General features: G+C 36.1%; 21 protein-coding genes. 3 read left to right on the plus strand and 18 right to left on the minus strand.

The genetic code is table 11. The features are described from left to right. The first annotated feature begins 89 nt into the window (after window positions 1-89). From DXA54_RS05420 to DXA54_RS05430, 3 genes are read left to right on the plus strand one after another with little or no spacing between them, the layout of a single operon-like run. Window positions 90-473, plus strand: a complete 384-nt coding sequence (locus DXA54_RS05420; protein ID WP_004310825.1) for a MobC family plasmid mobilization relaxosome protein — start codon at window positions 90-92, stop codon at window positions 471-473. Next, window positions 439-1,359 (plus strand): relaxase/mobilization nuclease domain-containing protein, encoded by a 921-nt coding sequence (locus tag DXA54_RS05425; protein WP_008642636.1) that lies wholly within the window; start codon window positions 439-441, stop codon window positions 1,357-1,359. Before DXA54_RS05420 ends, DXA54_RS05425 begins: the two co-directional genes overlap by 35 nt. Window positions 1,360-1,363: 4 nt before the next feature. Further along, window positions 1,364-2,083: a hypothetical protein gene (locus DXA54_RS05430; RefSeq protein WP_005944331.1), complete on the plus strand. Its 720-nt coding sequence runs from the start codon at window positions 1,364-1,366 to the stop codon at window positions 2,081-2,083. Window positions 2,084-2,135: 52 nt separating this feature from the next. On the opposite strand, the gene DXA54_RS05435 is transcribed toward DXA54_RS05430, so the two are convergent. The 18 genes from DXA54_RS05435 to DXA54_RS05525 form a co-directional block, all read right to left on the minus strand. Beyond that, window positions 2,136-2,468 (minus strand): helix-turn-helix domain-containing protein, encoded by a 333-nt coding sequence (locus tag DXA54_RS05435; protein WP_004323655.1) that lies wholly within the window; start codon window positions 2,466-2,468, stop codon window positions 2,136-2,138. Window positions 2,469-2,597: 129 nt separating this feature from the next. Next, a complete protein-coding gene (locus tag DXA54_RS05440) occupies window positions 2,598-3,017 on the minus strand; it encodes a hypothetical protein (RefSeq protein ID WP_004323654.1) in 420 nt (139 codons plus the stop codon). Then, window positions 2,971-3,210, minus strand: coding sequence for a hypothetical protein (locus tag DXA54_RS05445; protein WP_080720260.1), 240 nt, complete (start codon window positions 3,208-3,210; stop codon window positions 2,971-2,973). Before DXA54_RS05445 ends, DXA54_RS05440 begins: the two co-directional genes overlap by 47 nt. Before the next feature lie 98 nt (window positions 3,211-3,308). After that, on the minus strand, window positions 3,309-3,599 hold the full coding sequence (locus DXA54_RS05450) for a hypothetical protein (RefSeq protein WP_004323652.1): 291 nt from the start codon (window positions 3,597-3,599) through the stop codon (window positions 3,309-3,311). Between the two features lie 14 nt (window positions 3,600-3,613). Then, on the minus strand, window positions 3,614-4,036 hold the full coding sequence (locus DXA54_RS05455) for a SecDF P1 head subdomain-containing protein (RefSeq protein ID WP_005944333.1): 423 nt from the start codon (window positions 4,034-4,036) through the stop codon (window positions 3,614-3,616). Window positions 4,037-4,052: 16 nt separating this feature from the next. After that, complete coding sequence (locus tag DXA54_RS05460; protein WP_005944336.1) at window positions 4,053-4,466, minus strand: hypothetical protein; 414 nt, start codon at window positions 4,464-4,466, stop codon at window positions 4,053-4,055. A gap of 30 nt (window positions 4,467-4,496) precedes the next feature. Continuing rightward, window positions 4,497-4,928, minus strand: coding sequence for a GNAT family N-acetyltransferase (locus DXA54_RS05465; protein ID WP_005944338.1), 432 nt, complete (start codon window positions 4,926-4,928; stop codon window positions 4,497-4,499). Window positions 4,929-5,028: 100 nt separating this feature from the next. Next, window positions 5,029-5,592: a Crp/Fnr family transcriptional regulator gene (locus DXA54_RS05470; protein WP_005944341.1), complete on the minus strand. Its 564-nt coding sequence runs from the start codon at window positions 5,590-5,592 to the stop codon at window positions 5,029-5,031. 9 nt (window positions 5,593-5,601) lie between these two features. Continuing rightward, window positions 5,602-6,174 (minus strand): Crp/Fnr family transcriptional regulator, encoded by a 573-nt coding sequence (locus DXA54_RS05475; protein WP_005944344.1) that lies wholly within the window; start codon window positions 6,172-6,174, stop codon window positions 5,602-5,604. 233 nt (window positions 6,175-6,407) lie between these two features. Next, window positions 6,408-7,562 carry a YhcG family protein gene (locus DXA54_RS05480; protein ID WP_005944347.1) on the minus strand — a complete coding sequence of 385 codons (1,155 nt, stop codon included), beginning with the start codon at window positions 7,560-7,562 and terminating at the stop codon, window positions 6,408-6,410. Between the two features lie 25 nt (window positions 7,563-7,587). Further along, entirely contained in the window at window positions 7,588-8,811 is a 1,224-nt protein-coding gene (locus tag DXA54_RS05485; RefSeq protein ID WP_005944350.1) for a site-specific integrase, read from the minus strand. 731 nt (window positions 8,812-9,542) lie between these two features. Beyond that, window positions 9,543-9,854 carry a hypothetical protein gene (locus DXA54_RS05490; RefSeq protein WP_120079081.1) on the minus strand — a complete coding sequence of 104 codons (312 nt, stop codon included), beginning with the start codon at window positions 9,852-9,854 and terminating at the stop codon, window positions 9,543-9,545. A gap of 237 nt (window positions 9,855-10,091) precedes the next feature. After that, complete coding sequence (locus DXA54_RS05500; RefSeq protein ID WP_120079083.1) at window positions 10,092-10,646, minus strand: hypothetical protein; 555 nt, start codon at window positions 10,644-10,646, stop codon at window positions 10,092-10,094. Between the two features lie 361 nt (window positions 10,647-11,007). Beyond that, on the minus strand, window positions 11,008-11,970 hold the full coding sequence (locus DXA54_RS05505) for a hypothetical protein (protein WP_120079084.1): 963 nt from the start codon (window positions 11,968-11,970) through the stop codon (window positions 11,008-11,010). 51 nt (window positions 11,971-12,021) lie between these two features. Next, on the minus strand, window positions 12,022-12,489 hold the full coding sequence (locus DXA54_RS05510) for a hypothetical protein (RefSeq protein WP_120079085.1): 468 nt from the start codon (window positions 12,487-12,489) through the stop codon (window positions 12,022-12,024). Further along, the gene (locus DXA54_RS05515) at window positions 12,486-12,806 is read right to left on the minus strand and encodes a helix-turn-helix domain-containing protein (protein ID WP_120079107.1); all 321 of its coding nucleotides are present in this window, start codon (window positions 12,804-12,806) and stop codon (window positions 12,486-12,488) included. Before DXA54_RS05515 ends, DXA54_RS05510 begins: the two co-directional genes overlap by 4 nt. A 169-nt stretch (window positions 12,807-12,975) precedes the next feature. Further along, window positions 12,976-13,854, minus strand: a complete 879-nt coding sequence (locus DXA54_RS05520) for a hypothetical protein (protein ID WP_120079086.1) — start codon at window positions 13,852-13,854, stop codon at window positions 12,976-12,978. A gap of 31 nt (window positions 13,855-13,885) precedes the next feature. Beyond that, window positions 13,886-15,280, minus strand: a complete 1,395-nt coding sequence (locus DXA54_RS05525) for a site-specific integrase (protein ID WP_120079087.1) — start codon at window positions 15,278-15,280, stop codon at window positions 13,886-13,888. Window positions 15,281-15,554 lie beyond the last annotated feature (274 nt).

The raw sequence follows: 15,554 nt of genomic DNA on the forward strand, positions 1-15,554 counted from the left end.
AAACCGAAACTACCTTGCTTTGCTTGACAGCAAAGAAAATTTCTCCCGTTGGTCGCAATTTTTAAGATACCATTTAAATGTAAAAACCTATGACGAATATAAAGGATAAGCCGGGGGGACGTCCGGCAAAGAAACGGATAGAGAAGCAGCAACGGGTAGTCAGCACGAAGCTGACCGAGTTGCAGTATTATGCCATCAGGAAGCGAGCCGGGGAAGCCGGGTTGCGTGTCAGTGAGTATGTCCGGCAGGCGGTTGTTTCGGCAGAGGTCATACCCCGGCTGAATAGGCAGGATGCGGACACCATCCGCAAGCTGGCAGGGGAAGCCAACAACATCAACCAACTGGCGCACCGAGCGAATGCCGGAGGTTTCGCACTGGTGGCGGTGGAACTGGTGAAACTCAAAAACAGGATTGTCGAAATTATAAATCAGTTGTCGGATGATTGGAAAAATAAAAAAGGGAAGCGGGTTTAAGGGCTGTGTGAACTATGTGCTTGGTAAGGAGCAGGCGGTTTTGCTTCATGCGGACGGGGTTCTGACTGAAAGCCGGGGCGATATAATCCGCAGCTTCTGTATGCAGACCGGGATGAATCCCGATTTGAAGAAGCCTGTCGGACATATTGCGTTAAGTTATTCGGCAGTGGATGCACCCAAATTGACAGACGAGAAGATGGTACAGCTTGCGCAGGAGTATATGCGTGAAATGAAAATCACCGATACGCAGTATATCATCGTGCGCCATCAAGACCGGGAACACCCACATGTGCATATCGTGTTCAACCGCATAGACAACAACGGCAAGACCATTTCGGACAGGAACGATATGTACCGTAACGAGCAGGTATGCAAGAAGCTGAAAACCAAACACGGGCTTTATTTTGCTGGTGGAAAAGAACAGGTAAAGCAGCACCGCTTGAAAGAGCCGGACAAGTCGAAATACGAGATTTACACGGCTGTAAAGAACGAAATCGGGAAGTTCAAGAACTGGCGGCAGTTACAGGAGCGGTTAGCGGAAAAGGGTATTACTGTCCGGTTCAAGTACAAGGGGCAGACGGGCGAGATACAGGGCGTTTCCTTTTCCAAAGGCGAATACACGTTCAAGGGTTCGGAGATAGACCGCAATTTTAGTTTCTCCAAACTGGATAAATGTTTCGGGGATGCAGGACTGAATACGGTCGGAAATCAACGGCAGACAGCTTTTACACCCGTTCGGGAGCCATTGCCGACACAGGGAAAGACTGACAGTCCGTTGATAACTGGCTCACTCGGTCTGTTCACCGCTTCATCACCCCCTGCGGATGAAGAACCAAACTTGAATTTAAGAAAGAAGAAGAAAAAGAAAAAACAACTTAATTTGTAAACACATGGAGAAAAATTTGATTTTAGAGGGGCTTCTCTCAATGGTTACTGAATTGAAAGAGAAGCAGGAAGCACAGGTAACGCCAGCCAGTCGGGAGGAAACTCTTGAAAGACTGAACGCAATCGAACAGGCATTGTCGGAATTGCACAGTAACCCGGCTGTTCCCGAAAAGGATTTGCAGGCTATCCGAAGCCAGCTTGACGAGATAAGGAATAGGATGCAAGGTCAGCAGAAACATATCGAGGACACCAAGAAAATAGTATTGGAAACCTACCGTTGTTTCAAGGTAATGCTTGATGCTTTGGGCTCTTGCAAGACGGATAAAGAGGAAGCTATACCCTTACCGCTCTATCAACGGATTTGCAACAAGGTCGCTTCTTGGATTCGTCCGGGATTGTTCCTTTTTTCGGCAGTGCTGGTTATCTGTTCCGTTTCCATATTCTTGAATATCCGTTTGGCTGAACGTATGCAGCAGTTACAGGACAACGATATGAAATACCGCTATTTGCTGATGCAAGGACAGGCAGACGGGGAAACTTTTGATATACTGGAAAACAAGTTCAAATGGCAACGGGATAACGGCTTTATCCGAAGTCTGACCGATTCAGTGATGGATTTTGAATACCGCATCCAAAAGCAGGCGGAAGCACTGGAACGTGCAAGGCTGTTGAACGAGCAAGCCGAACAGCTAAAGAAAGAAGCTGATAAGCTGGGTAAGCCATAAACGGGGAAAGCCGGGATGGATGAAGCACATTCACCGTTCCGGCTTTTCAGATTCACTTCTTTTTCTTCGTACAGTGTTCTTTCTCGAACTGGCGTAGCGTGGTGACGCTGAACCTTTCCTTGATGAACTCCCGGACATCGGAAGCCTTGTAATACACTTTTCCGCTGATAGTGAAGTATGGCAACGCACCGATAGCCCGGTAGCGTTGCAGGGTTTTGATGCTTACTTTGAACAGCAGGCACAAGTCTTGATTATCCAATAGGTTATCATCTTCGGGCAGTACCCTGTCTGCATTGCGTAGTACCCGTACATCTTTGCAGAGTTCTTCCAGTTTGGCATACAGCTTCTGCATCCATCCACCAAATTCGTCATTGTCTATATACATAATTGCTTCATTTTTCAGATTATACATTTTGTTTGTCAATCGATTGATGAAGCAAAGTTCTAAAAACGGATACAAAGAAATTACAGGAGAACTAATGGAGTCCCCTATAAATAAATCATAAGTTGCTGATTATCTATATCCTTTCTTATCATGTTCATTTTTGATTAGGTTTGCCAGTCCATTAAGAAATTCGGTGAGTTTGCCCGGCTTCCGTTTTATCACGTCCTCATGTTTTTGGTGGCAGTCGCTTATCTTAATGTTAAACAACCATTCAAAACCTTTGGATAAGTCCACTAAATAGGCAGGTTTACCGTTCTGATAAACGATGTCTTTGGAGAGGAATAAGCCGCTTACCACTTCCATGATATTGATAAGGGTTGTTTTGTCGGCGAGGTAGAGAGGGGAAAGGGGCTGTTTATTGATGCGTTGCTGTAGTTGTTCCGGGTATTTGATGCGCCATTCAATAAGGCGTATTTCAGTGTTCAAAAGTCCTATCGCTTCATCAATTAAATGCAAATAGGGCATTTTTTTCTTGCTCAAACCGTACACGATACGATTTAAGACGGTGTAAACCAAAGGAAAAATAGCGAAGTAAAATACTGTAATCCTGTTCGTTGATACCAAAATCGGCTACATGCGTAGCCAATTCCTCAATAGCTTCTGTAAACTCCGATGCAGAAACTTTACGTTGTGAATATTCCGACAATAAGCGGAAAAATCGCTGTTCTAAAATTAGATTCATGTATGTATTCATATAAAAAATAAGCCTTAGCGAGACTTAGGAAAAGGCTTATTTCAATTCATAATATTGTAATCCGCAAGTTGTTGTTTTGGGGGAATTTAGAAAAATAGTTTATAGCAAAGTAATCCCAATAAAAATAGCACTAAAAGGCATATTGTAAGAAATATATATATCCTAAACATATATATTTGGTCTGATTGCTCCTTTTCTATGGTTTTTTTACGGATTTCTTCTATCTTTTCAATGGAAACATTGGATAAATCAGCATTTTTACCTTTGCCTACAAGATATTTGTGATGTTCTTTCATCCTGTCTCTATTCAACTTGCGAAGCTCACGGTTCTCTTTGTCCCGTTGTAGCATATCATTTATGCAACCTAATGTTCCCATTTTCCAGTTAACATTTAATTTCCAAACCTTGATATATCAATTTCTTTTTGTAGTTCCCTAAAGATACGTTCCAAATCATATCCATGCGGATTGGAAATTTGGAAACATCCGCTTTCTATGGGGCTATTAACCTGAGGAGCAGTTATCACCGTGTCATTGAAAACGAAAGCGATGTACTTTCCTACACTCTTTGTTGTGGCTTCTCTCCATATAGGCAATTTATCTTGGAGGAAGACACCGGTAATGACCGAGTGTCCAAAAGCATCAGTTTCCAAACGTAAAGAATCGAAATCCATAACAGTAAGGAAAGGTGTTTGTGAAAGGCTGTCTGTAGTCTGTGATGTTACGTAGTACCAGCCGTTTGTCCGGTGAAAGGATTTTGTCTGCATACAAGCTGTCATTAGTAGGCAGAAAAAGAGAATTGTTGAAATCTTCATATCCGCTATTTTTAGGTTAATACATCTTCTCCAACGTCCACACCATCTTATTGGGATTATAGGCTTCCATTACGAGATGTGTTCCTGTGTATTCCATCACTGTCCACGGACCTGCTATGTTGTCGAACGTGATGATTTTTCCATTTACTTGATAAGTAAAATCTGTGTTCCACATATATCCGTCTTCTTCGTTCGTCCTTGTATAAATGCCTTCTGATTCGTTAGTAAACTGAAGAATGGATTGTTTTGTGTAGTCTATCTCATCTTCGATATTGTACACGGTCATTTGCGCTTGCCAAGTAGTTTGCTTCAGGGCTTCGGGGGTGAAGACAGAAGTAGGGGCATCATCGTTACTACAATTTGTCAGACATAACATGGCGCAAATAATGAATGTGGAAAGCACCATACATAAAGTAATTTTCTTTTTCATCTTATCTCTATTTTAAGTGATTGACAATAATTATATATTTCTCTTCATAGGGATACTAACAATACCTTTATTAATCTCTTTTTTACCCACTTTTTTGAAGCCTAAAGATGTATAAAAAGTTTCTGCATAGGTTGAAGAATTAACTGTTATATAAGTAAAATTACAATTGCTCATCATATAGTCAAATAACGATTTTCCTATTCCTTGCCGATGATAGTGTGGCAAGACAAAGAAGAGGGATATATGTTGCCTTTCCCGATGTACACCGATTATTCCTATCAATAAATGATTGTCAAAAGCCCCATATATGTCAAGCGTATTCATCAACGATGTGTCATACACGAAACTTTTAAAGGTTTCAATCCCTTCTTCCGTAAAATCGTTAATGCCACACTCTATACATACTTGATAGGATAAGTTTATAGCATTTTTATATTCTTCTTTCATTAATTTCCGTATCATACTAATAGTTTTTAATCAATGTGTGCAAAGTAATGAAAGGTGGAGGAAAAAGGTCTTGACAATTATCAAGACCCCAATATAACAATTGTTAAAAGGTGAGTTATATCTCTAACTTGCGGCGTATGCGGCTAATGGTTTCCGGTGTAACCCCTAAGAATGAAGCGATGCTTTTCAAAGGAACTACTTCTTTCAAGTTAGGACAACGTTCCATCAAGTTCCTGTATCGTATTTCAGGCGTACAATATGAATCAAGTAATCGTTCATATACCATTTCAAATAGACTCTCTGCCACATGCCTTCCGAATCGTTGAGTTTTCATATCCGTTTCCCAATATTCAATAATGTCATGACGGGATATTTCATATACAGAACACTCTGTTATGGCTTGAATATTTACTAACGATAAGCCACTTCTCATTAAAGAAGAATAGTCACATACAAACTCGTTGGTGAAAGCGTATCCAACAATGTGTTCTTCACCCTCTCCATCAATATATGTATATTGGAATGTACCGTTTTCTACCCATTCGGCAAAACGTGATATTTCATTCTGACGAATAAAGAAATCTTTTTTGTGGTATATACGTTGCTTCCCTTTTTCATGAAATAAATCTTTTACGAGGGAATAGTCTAAATTGTCGAGGTATGAATTAAAATCTTTCATTGTCGTAAGCTATTTATTCAGTCCACGGCGTATGCGACTGATTGTTTCCGGTGTGACTTGCAAGAAAGAGGCAATCTCCTTTAACGTAATGTACTCTTGAATATCGGGGCATCTATTCAATAAGTCAAGATACAGTTCTGCCGTAGTCTTGCAGTACATATCTATTAATCTATGATACATTAATAAGTATGATTGTTCAATAAGAGTACATTTTACTTGCATGGTTTCTACATTTGTGGCAAAGAATTCCTCTACTTTTAAATAGGGTATATAACAAATCTTTGTATCGCAAACGGCTTCAATTGTTACTAATGACGGTTGATTAGGCTCTATAAGTGTGCATAAACTTCCTGTAAACTCTCCGGAGAAAGTATATCCTACTATATGTATATTCCCTTTTTCATCCACACGAGTATATCTCAATAAGCCGTGTTCGATATAAGCTCCCCGATGATTCACTTTGCCTTGAATAGTGAATTGTTCACCCTTTTTGAGTTCGATATAAGTACCATGTTCCAAAATGAACTGCTTTAGCTGTTCTAATTTCGAATGGTTGGCATATTGTGAGTTAAAATCTTCCATACTATAAACTAATTGCAATTAAAATATAGAATAACCTCGTGAGTTGTTCTCTTAAAAAGGGAAAATAGATTCCTGACTTTATCAAAACATCTTCTCTTTTTTTTAATCTACTTTATTGTGAGTTTAGTTTGTGCTTTTGTATATATATCCAAAACGTACCAAACTAACTTTTGTAGCCTGCAAAATATATGTGCTGGCGAAAGAAGAAACAATCTTTTTTCTTTTCGCCAATTTTAAAGTTTGTAACTCTCATAGTTTGAGGAAGAAATGAATACTTTTATTTCTTCTTCTGTTGGAAGTTCTATCCTATACTTTTGCACAAAAATATTTGGGTCTAACCCGGCAGTGGCATACTTAACCAAGGTATCTCCCTTTTCGGTGCAGAGCAAAATGCCGATAGGTGGGTTATCATCCGGCTGCATCACTTCCGCTTTAAAATAGTTCAGATACATATTTAGTTGCGAAGCGTACTCATGGCGGAACTTATCTATCTTCAATTCTACAATAACATGGCATTTCAAAATGCGGTGATAGAACACAAGGTCGGCAAAGAAATAATCCTCGTCTATCAAGATACGTTTTTGCCGGGCTTCAAAACAGAAGCCATGTCCCATTTCTAACAGGAAGTGTTGCAGGTTGTCAAGAATGGCTTGTTCCAAATCAGTTTCTGTCACCAATGCACGTTCATTCAACTCTAAGAACTCCAAAGTAACAGGGGTGTTGATAACATCTTTAGGTTGTAATAAGGTTGCTTGTTGCTGGACTAAAGCGGAGAGGGCTTCTTTGTTTTTGGATAGTCCGCTACGTTCGTAATATAAAGATGCGATTTGTCGCTCCAACTCCTTTACAGACCAGCAGCCACGAATGGTTTCCATTTCATAGAAAGCACGTTTTACCGGGTTCTCAATTCCCGATATAGTGTTTAAATGGGTGGAAGATAATCTATTGAATAATCTATCAGCCGGAATCATCCATGTTTCGGTTTGTGGGTATTCTGTTGATAGTTTCCAAACTCCATTTTCAGATTCGGCGGTCACCAACCGCCGAATTGGTTCAGTGAATTCGGCGGTCAATGACTGCCGAATTTGAATTTGTGATGCAATGTATTGTGTAACAGGTTCTTTTAGTTGTGGATAAACAAGGTACAACCGTCTAAATTCCCTGAATCTACGTTCATTCAGACCTTTTGTTTTCAGTCGTTGTTCCAGCTTCTTCAACAGTTGTTCACCGTAGGCGGCACGGTCTTCTCCGTTCTGCTCAAATTCTACAATATAGCAACCCATAAGCCAGTTACGGGAAGTAAGGGCAAGGTTTACAGCATGTGCGGCTTGTGCCTGCAACGTGTTCTGTATCGTGCTGATATGTTTTACTAATGCTTCAAAGTTCATAGTTACAAAGATAAGTCTTTTATGGTTAAAACTTTAGTTCGGGCAAGCTGTTTATTGCTTCCTCTTTCAATTTATCCACCGCACGGGTGTACTTCTCCGTATGCTTCAATCCGCTATGCCCTAAAAGGCTGGCTACGGTTTTGATATTTGCCCCATTGTTCAGAATGTTCACGGCAAACGAATGCCGGGCACAATGCCAGCTTATATGTTTGTCTATCCCGGCTCTCTTTACCCAACGCTTTACTGATTTACAGCAACTTTCGTAAGTAGGTAAATCGAATATCAAACAGTTTTTATCTGCCGGGGCTTCACCAATGATAGACAATAGACCATCATTCAGGGGAATAACCACACCACTACTGGCAGAATGTCCCTTTGTCTTGCTTTGTTCAAATTTCAATAACCGATTAGCGTAATCCACATTCTTATAGGTAAGGTCTTTTACATCACAGAAACGCAAACCACTGTATAAACAGAAGATAAAAGCCCGTCTGACATTCGGGTTCTCGTTGTCATAATGGCAAGCCGCCAACTTTTGTATTTCTTCGGGAGAAAGAACATCTTTTCGAAGCATTTGGCTATCCACTTTACAGGTAACACTTTTACATGGGTCTTTCAACATTACATCGTGGTCAATCGCATATCGAATAACTTTCTTGAAACGCTGGTAAATGCTTTTAGCACCTTCACCCACACTTCGGGATTGCAAATAGGCTACAAACTGCTCCATCATTTCTTTGGTGATAAGTTCCGGTTTGATACTAAACTCATTCATGGGGTATTGCTCTTTTAAGAAGTCCTTAAAACGGCTAAGCGCAATTTGTACCATGCGAATATCTTTCTTGGTATAACTGTTGATATAGGCTTGGAAATAGTCTAAGAAATTGACCGTTCTATCTTTTTTCAACCGATAGCCCAACATACTTTCTTTAAATTCCTGCTCACGCTCCGCACGTATCTTTGTGGCAAGCTCCAATGTTTCTTTGTTCTGCTGGCGTTCCGCAGGGGTACGGGGCTTATCTATCAGATACAGACTAAGGTTTTCTTTTCGCCTGTTATGCTTTACTGCAAACTTGGGCTTACCTTGCATCTTTCCACTATCATAGTACACTTGATTGCCGTTTTCATCTAATACGGGCTTTTCCTCTCTACCTAAATAATACTCTAAGTAAAGGCTGATTCTACCATCCGAGAGCTTATTTTGCTCTAACTTGGGGTTTTCTTTCGTTTTATTTTCTAACTTTGCCATTGTTTAGAGGTTTTATCCCGATTTAGGTACCATAACCGGGTGATTACGCTAAATAGTTGATTTTCTTTTGTTTTCCAATATTGCAAAGGTACAAAAGAAAATGATATTTCAAAGTGTACTAAAAGTGTACTGAATAACGGAAAATGGGCAAAATATGGCAAAAATAGAGAAAATAGGAAATATTCAAATAGTTGATAATAAGGAAGATAAATTCTTTTATTTTCCTATGATTTCTATGGCTTGTACCGGGTCTGGGTACTAATAAACCTTCATAAATAGCTAATTAAGAGGCTTTTATGAAGGTTTTTTCTTTTTCTGCTGAAACATTACTGAAACTTTTATGAGAAATAGCTGTTTGGAAGTATTTGGGGATCTATGTGAGTGAATTAAAGTACAAAATAAAAGTTGTCCTATTATGGTTGGCTGTTTAATACTTTTTGAGCTATAATATATTGGCATTTTAGCGACTTTCTCTATTTTGGTGACACATTGTATTGCTCATATATAAAATGGTCTAAAATAAGAGAAGGGGGAGTAATATAAAGGGGAGGGGGGGAGATCAGGGCGTTCTAAATATAGCAGGTAAATTGCAAATTTTATTTTTTTTCTGATTTTCAATCTGAACTAAGATATGTTCTCTACTACTAGCTTTGTTTCAGAATCTTTAGTTATAAAAAACCCTTCCTAATAGGTCATATACTAGGAAGAGTCTTTGTTATTTAAACATTTTCTTAGTTCATTTTCTTATTTATTTCATGTAGATTATTAGATATGTTGCATAACACAATTAACACTCCCCATGTTACAATAGAGGAAATTAAAATACCGAAAGCTAATGCAGTATCTTCATAAACAAAAGCAATAAATATCATAACACCTGCTATCAAAGTCAAGTAAGCAATAATAGCTAGAACGTTTTCTGCGTTTGTTGATTCTTTATTGCCACCTTTTGCTTTTTCTATTTCTTCTTTTATGCAATTAGGACAATAGCTAGGAGAATCATCTGAAAGTTCGCATCCACATTTAAGACATTTCTTACTCATGATACTTCGTCTTTGTTTTAATTTTCCAATTTATCTTGGTATAAAGTGATATAAAGAAGAATCCTATTAAGCACATTGATGCTATTTCTGCTATTTGGGATATAAATGGTGAAATATTTGTAATTAGACAAATAATCGCCATAACTGCTTTTAATAAGCACCCTACAAATGCTATTAAAGATGCTGTTTTGAAACTTGTTATTTTCATTTTATTTAATTATTAATTTATTTATAGAATTATTTCCATTTATCAAGATTTCCTTTCTGTGTTTCCTTCTCAAATAAACGATAGGCTTTCCTAGCTTTTTCTGCTGCACCTTTTTTGATTTTGTAGTCATAATACCCATCAGTAGTATATATTCTAACAGCAGTCATTATATGGTTCTTAAAAACAGATAAATCACCTAATAGTAATATACGAAGTCCCCATAAGTCCATTCCTAATGCTCCTACTGTTCCTTCTCCTCTTCCCGATGCATAGTCTGATACTGTAAATTCATGTGTATTATCTTCTTCATCAAGAAATACCACCTTGGAATTTACACTTACTAATCGCGCATCTGCTGTTAGCCATTTCATCAATATCATGTTTAAGCCATTTTCACGACCAAAACATATTGCAATATTTTTTCCTGTTTGAGTACCGATAAATGCTTCTGATGAAATCTTTTCATAAGACGTATATACTACTTTTTCTTTAGTGAATTTATCAGTCTTGTTTACTGAAATTTTTTGAGCTTGAATACTGGTGCTAAACATCAGTAATAATAGAAATAAAGAATGTTTTTCCATAACTGTTCTTTTTATTGTTAAACATAAAGTGAATAAAAGCAATACTCCCCCCACGTCTAAACATAAAAAAGCGTGAGTTGTACATTATTTGCTTTAAGAGGTACTGGCATACCCATTGATACAAATAAGCACCACCCACGCTATAGCGTAGGCGTTTTGTGTGCCTATTGTCCTTGTATCAATTTTGAAAAGTGCCAGTTTTCTTAAAGCAAGTCCAATAGCAAAACGCTATATTTCCATAAATAGTAATTCAACACGACTGTTGTATACGATGCAAAAATATGAAAAGTTTTTGATAAAAGAATAAATATACTAGATATAGTTATATATTTAATATATAATATAATAAAATGTGACCTGCCTATGTTCTTGAGTGGAATAAATTATTTGAAATTAATTCAGATAAATCCCACTCGCTTATTTCTGATTCGTTAAGTTTAGATATAATACTACTTATCTGCCTTTTTCTTGCCTTTTTATCACTTTCAGATAATACTGTATAAGTGTCTATTCTCTTATACAGTTTCTTTTTAATTTCTTTTATCGAATATCCTTGGTTTATGTAGTATTCAACACATTCTAACATTAAAATGTTAGCAGTTGAAATATCTTTCTTTTTTAGAGGTGGTTCTATAGTTCTTAATGGATTTAATCTCTGATATTGAATTAACAAATTCTCATTTAAAGTTTTTGTCCATTTGGGATTAACAAGGTCGGCTAATTTAATAGCTTTGCCTTTATTAAGTGCCAAATGAGGTTTTGTATAATGTACTTCCCATTTGAGATAATATAAGGAAGGATTCCAGCCCTCTTTTTTTATAATCTCTTTCATGGATAGTTCTTGTTTGTGTATAATGTTTTTTCCTGCATCATACATTTTGAGTTTTACATATTTGTCTTTCCACCATCTAAAACTGCCTTTATCTTTGGGCTTTTCCTCAAAAATAAGTTTTTCTTGAGATCTTTCTCTATGATGCTGGATATACTCGCTTGGCTTAGTTGGTACTTCAAATATGATTCCATATTCAAATGCATTAACAGTTGCATCCCAGAAATTGTGATTGAGTATATTATTTAAGTACTTGATGGCTTCATTAAAAGATTTATTACAAAAAATGAAATTATGACCTTGAAAGAAATATGGAATACTTCCTTTAATCCTCACTAGAGAAAGTTGTTGATTTATCCATACTTCTAAATGTGTACATCCTTTTAAGACGTATTTTTTCCAACCTGAATTATAAGTTGCTTCGAGTTGTAAGTGTGCAAAATTAATTGTAACTTTGTTCTCAAAGTGTTTGGTTATATCTATATAATCAATCATTTTAATATCTTAAGAGAGTGGAGGCTGTGAAGCTTCCACTCTTTGTTTCTTTTAAATGGTTGTTGATAGATATTCCATAACCTCGTATAAACTAGTAATCATTCCTGTAAAATAATAGATACGAATAGATTGCCAATCATCAGAAGTGTACAGTATAACCAAATCTCCTAAATCTGATTCTTTTGTAATTTTACCTTCATTATTGCTAATACCAATACTTCCATATCCAATAAAAAGGGGATATTCATTTATGCTCCATATTTGAGTTCTTATTTTGTATGGTGCATTTTGTTTTAGAGGTGATTCTTCGTTTTTTGTAAAACAGCCTAGCATTTGTCCTGCGACTGGATGCAGAAGGTTTCGACCTTTTCTTGCGATCTTAGAAAGTTCTTCCTTGCTAATAGTTAATGTCTTAGGAAGATTTTTCATTCCTGAATGCCAAAGGTAGCTAGTTTTAGTTCCCTCTTTTTTAACATAAGTGGCTTCTTGGAGGATGCATTTAATAAATTGAACATTCATACAATCCCTCCTTTCTGATCTCTGGCGCAGATATAATGCTGTTCCATGAATTTTTCTAGGTCGGATCTCTTAACATAGATTTTCCTACCAAATTGACTGAAAGGAATCCTTCTTTCATCTCGATAGGTTTGCCATGTCTTAGGGCTGACTTTTAAGAGCTTTCTCGCTTCTGTAGAATCAATCCATTGGTTGCCGACTTCATCTTGTTTCTTTTCTTTAATATAGTCTTTTAGCTCTATTAAAGTCGTGGTGACATTTTCCCATATCTCTTGTGGTAAAATGACCATTGTGAATGATGGTTCATTGTATTTAATCATGAGTAAGAATATAAACATCCCGAACAGAGCGTACTGTCTTTGTTTTATTTCCTTGTTGCAAAAGTATTGCATTATAATACAATGTAAACCTGAAAAATAGTGTCTTTATTTAGGTTTTATATTACCATGAAAACCTAATTTTATAACCTACTGAATATTAATAAATAGTTTAAACTTTAGAAAGAAAACTATTAGCTTGCTTTAGTTTAGATTTTATATATTGATATTTCTCTTGTGGTGTTTTGTCTTTAAAATATGGCTTTAAAACATTAAAATATACGAGTAAGTCAACTATAAAGCATGATTTTTCAGTATTAGCCCATGTATCATTGTATTCTTGTTTGATTTTAGGATTGAAATGGTCATCTTCATTGTTCAATATGTTATTCATAAAATCGATCTCATGTAAGAGTTTGGCTAATTTTTTTATCTCGATAGCAATTTCTCTTTCATTATCGGCATCCAACAATTCATAAGTTTCAATCATCTTTTTCTCAACTTCCACAAGCATATCTATTTCATTATCTTCTATAATATTTTTTTCTTCATTCCATTTAAGTTCACTACAATACAAATCTTTATTTTCTCGAAATAACTTTTTTAGTATTTGGTCAGATATATAATAGTTGTATTCTTTGTTTTTAGACTCTATTGTTGGATAACGTTTGGTTTTAATACTAACATTTTCTTCTCTAAAATATTTAGCTATGCGGATTGTGTTAAGTCTATTTTTGCTTTCTTTATAAGTTTTTCTATCTAATGCTTTAACTTCATTTCTCAATATTGTGTCTCTTTTATCAAAATCTTGTATTTCTGTTAAGAAAAGGTATAAATCTTCGAAAATGACGACGTTGTACTTTTGAGCTAAGGTCTTTATATACTCAATACCTATTTTATCTTGCAATTCTTTTATGTAGTATTCAATTGTTGTTTTACCTATATCTGTGGTTGGAAAGAATTGCTTCATCTCGTTTTTAATAAGTGTTAATAAGTTCAGACTTTGCATATTCTTTGCAATGATATAATTTTCTAAATATTTTGTTCTCATATTTTATTGTGTTTAAAAAGGATAATAATTTTTATCTCTTGATTTGCTTGATGAGGCTATTTATTTCTTCGGAACTCATATTGTTAAGTAGCTTAATTAGCTCGTCTTTTGAAGAATACTCTTCTTTCTGAAAAATGTGTTGTAATGCTCTATCGTTTTCAGCCGTATCAAAGCCTCCCATATACCCTTCTGTAATTTTCACTGAAGAATGAGCTAATAGGTCTTTCAGTTTAGCATTATCAGTTCCTCTTTGTTTAGCTACTTTAGCAAATGAATGTCGACTAATGTGAAAGGATAGTTTCTTTTCAATCTCTGCCATCTTTGCAAGTCTCTTTAAATATTTATTGATCAGTGCATTTTTTGATGAAATTTGATTGAATAACTTAATTTTTAGCTCTGTAGGTAACGTATCCTTTTCTTCCTGGCTAATGGCTTTTGCATAAGGTTCAGAAGCATCTAACAAAGGAAAGATATAATCTGTCGTTTTTACTTCTTCTTGGTAATAATAGGAAAGTATATTTTTAGCCTGTTCTACTAATACTAAATCTCTATCTTTATGGTTTTTCCCCATTTGATAGCGAAGTCTGCCATCGCTAGTGATATTACACCATCGTAATTGAATAAAATCTCCTGCTCGTATACCTGCACAATAGAATGAGAAAAGAAAATAATTTCTGCAATGCCATAATAAAGTCCCTGCCTCTAAGTCGAGATTTATTATTTTTTCGATTTCAGCCTCATCTAATTTGTCTTTTGTAGTATTTACTCCTTTGTATGAGTATGATAAAAAAGGATTCTTTTCAGGTTTCATAAGTCCTTCCACCTCAATAGCTCTTTTTACTAATGTTTTAAATATATTGAAGTTGACTTGTATAGTATTTGGATGAAGTTTTTTTTCGTGTTCTCTCTCATTATGCAAAGTGTGCATGTAGGCTTCAAACTTGGAAAGAAAAGCAGGAGTAAGTTCTGCAAAAGTTAGATCCTTTGCTTTTTTGCTTTTTAGAAATGATTCTAATTTGTTACAGAAGCCGTTATATTTTTTCCAATTTCTGTAACTTCCTGCATCGTATATCTCTTTTGTTCGTTGTTTAGCATATTGAAGGAATGATGACGTTCTTTCTCCTGCTATCATTTCAGCAGCAATTTTTTCAGTAGTTGCTAATCCATCTTCTTTTAATTCCTGATAGGTTTTCCTTGCTTTTTCTAGTTCTTGAGCTAAGGTTTCATTCCAAGCTTCATAGTTTGGTTCTCTTTGCCTTATCCAATTTCCCTGTTTGGCATCCTTGTTAAAGTCTGTTTTTCTACTGACTGAAATAGAGGTTTTAATTCTTTTATGCTTTTTGTTTTGGGTGATACGCAATAAGACTGCATAGGTCTTATTTTTGCTAGCTCTGTTATTGAGCTCAAAATTGAATGTTACTGCCATATCTATATCATTTTAATATCTTGATAACAAAGATACTAAAATACTGTAACTACTGAAACTTTTACTGAAACTTTTTGGTGCTATTATTATATTTAATTATATTTGTTACTCATATAAAGAATGGCAAATGATTGATTAATAGGTAGTTTAACTTTAATAGAGTATAATTAGATGAAATTTAAGTAGTTCGGGTCTGGGTACTGAAGCGGAGAAAGTAGAAATACTCTCTCCGTTTTTCTTTTCTACTCCTCGTAAATTGTTGGTCATACCGAAA

Origin of the sequence: Bacteroides sp. OF03-11BH, assembly GCF_003604005.1 — a bacterium.
Classification (GTDB): domain Bacteria; phylum Bacteroidota; class Bacteroidia; order Bacteroidales; family Bacteroidaceae; genus Bacteroides; species Bacteroides ovatus.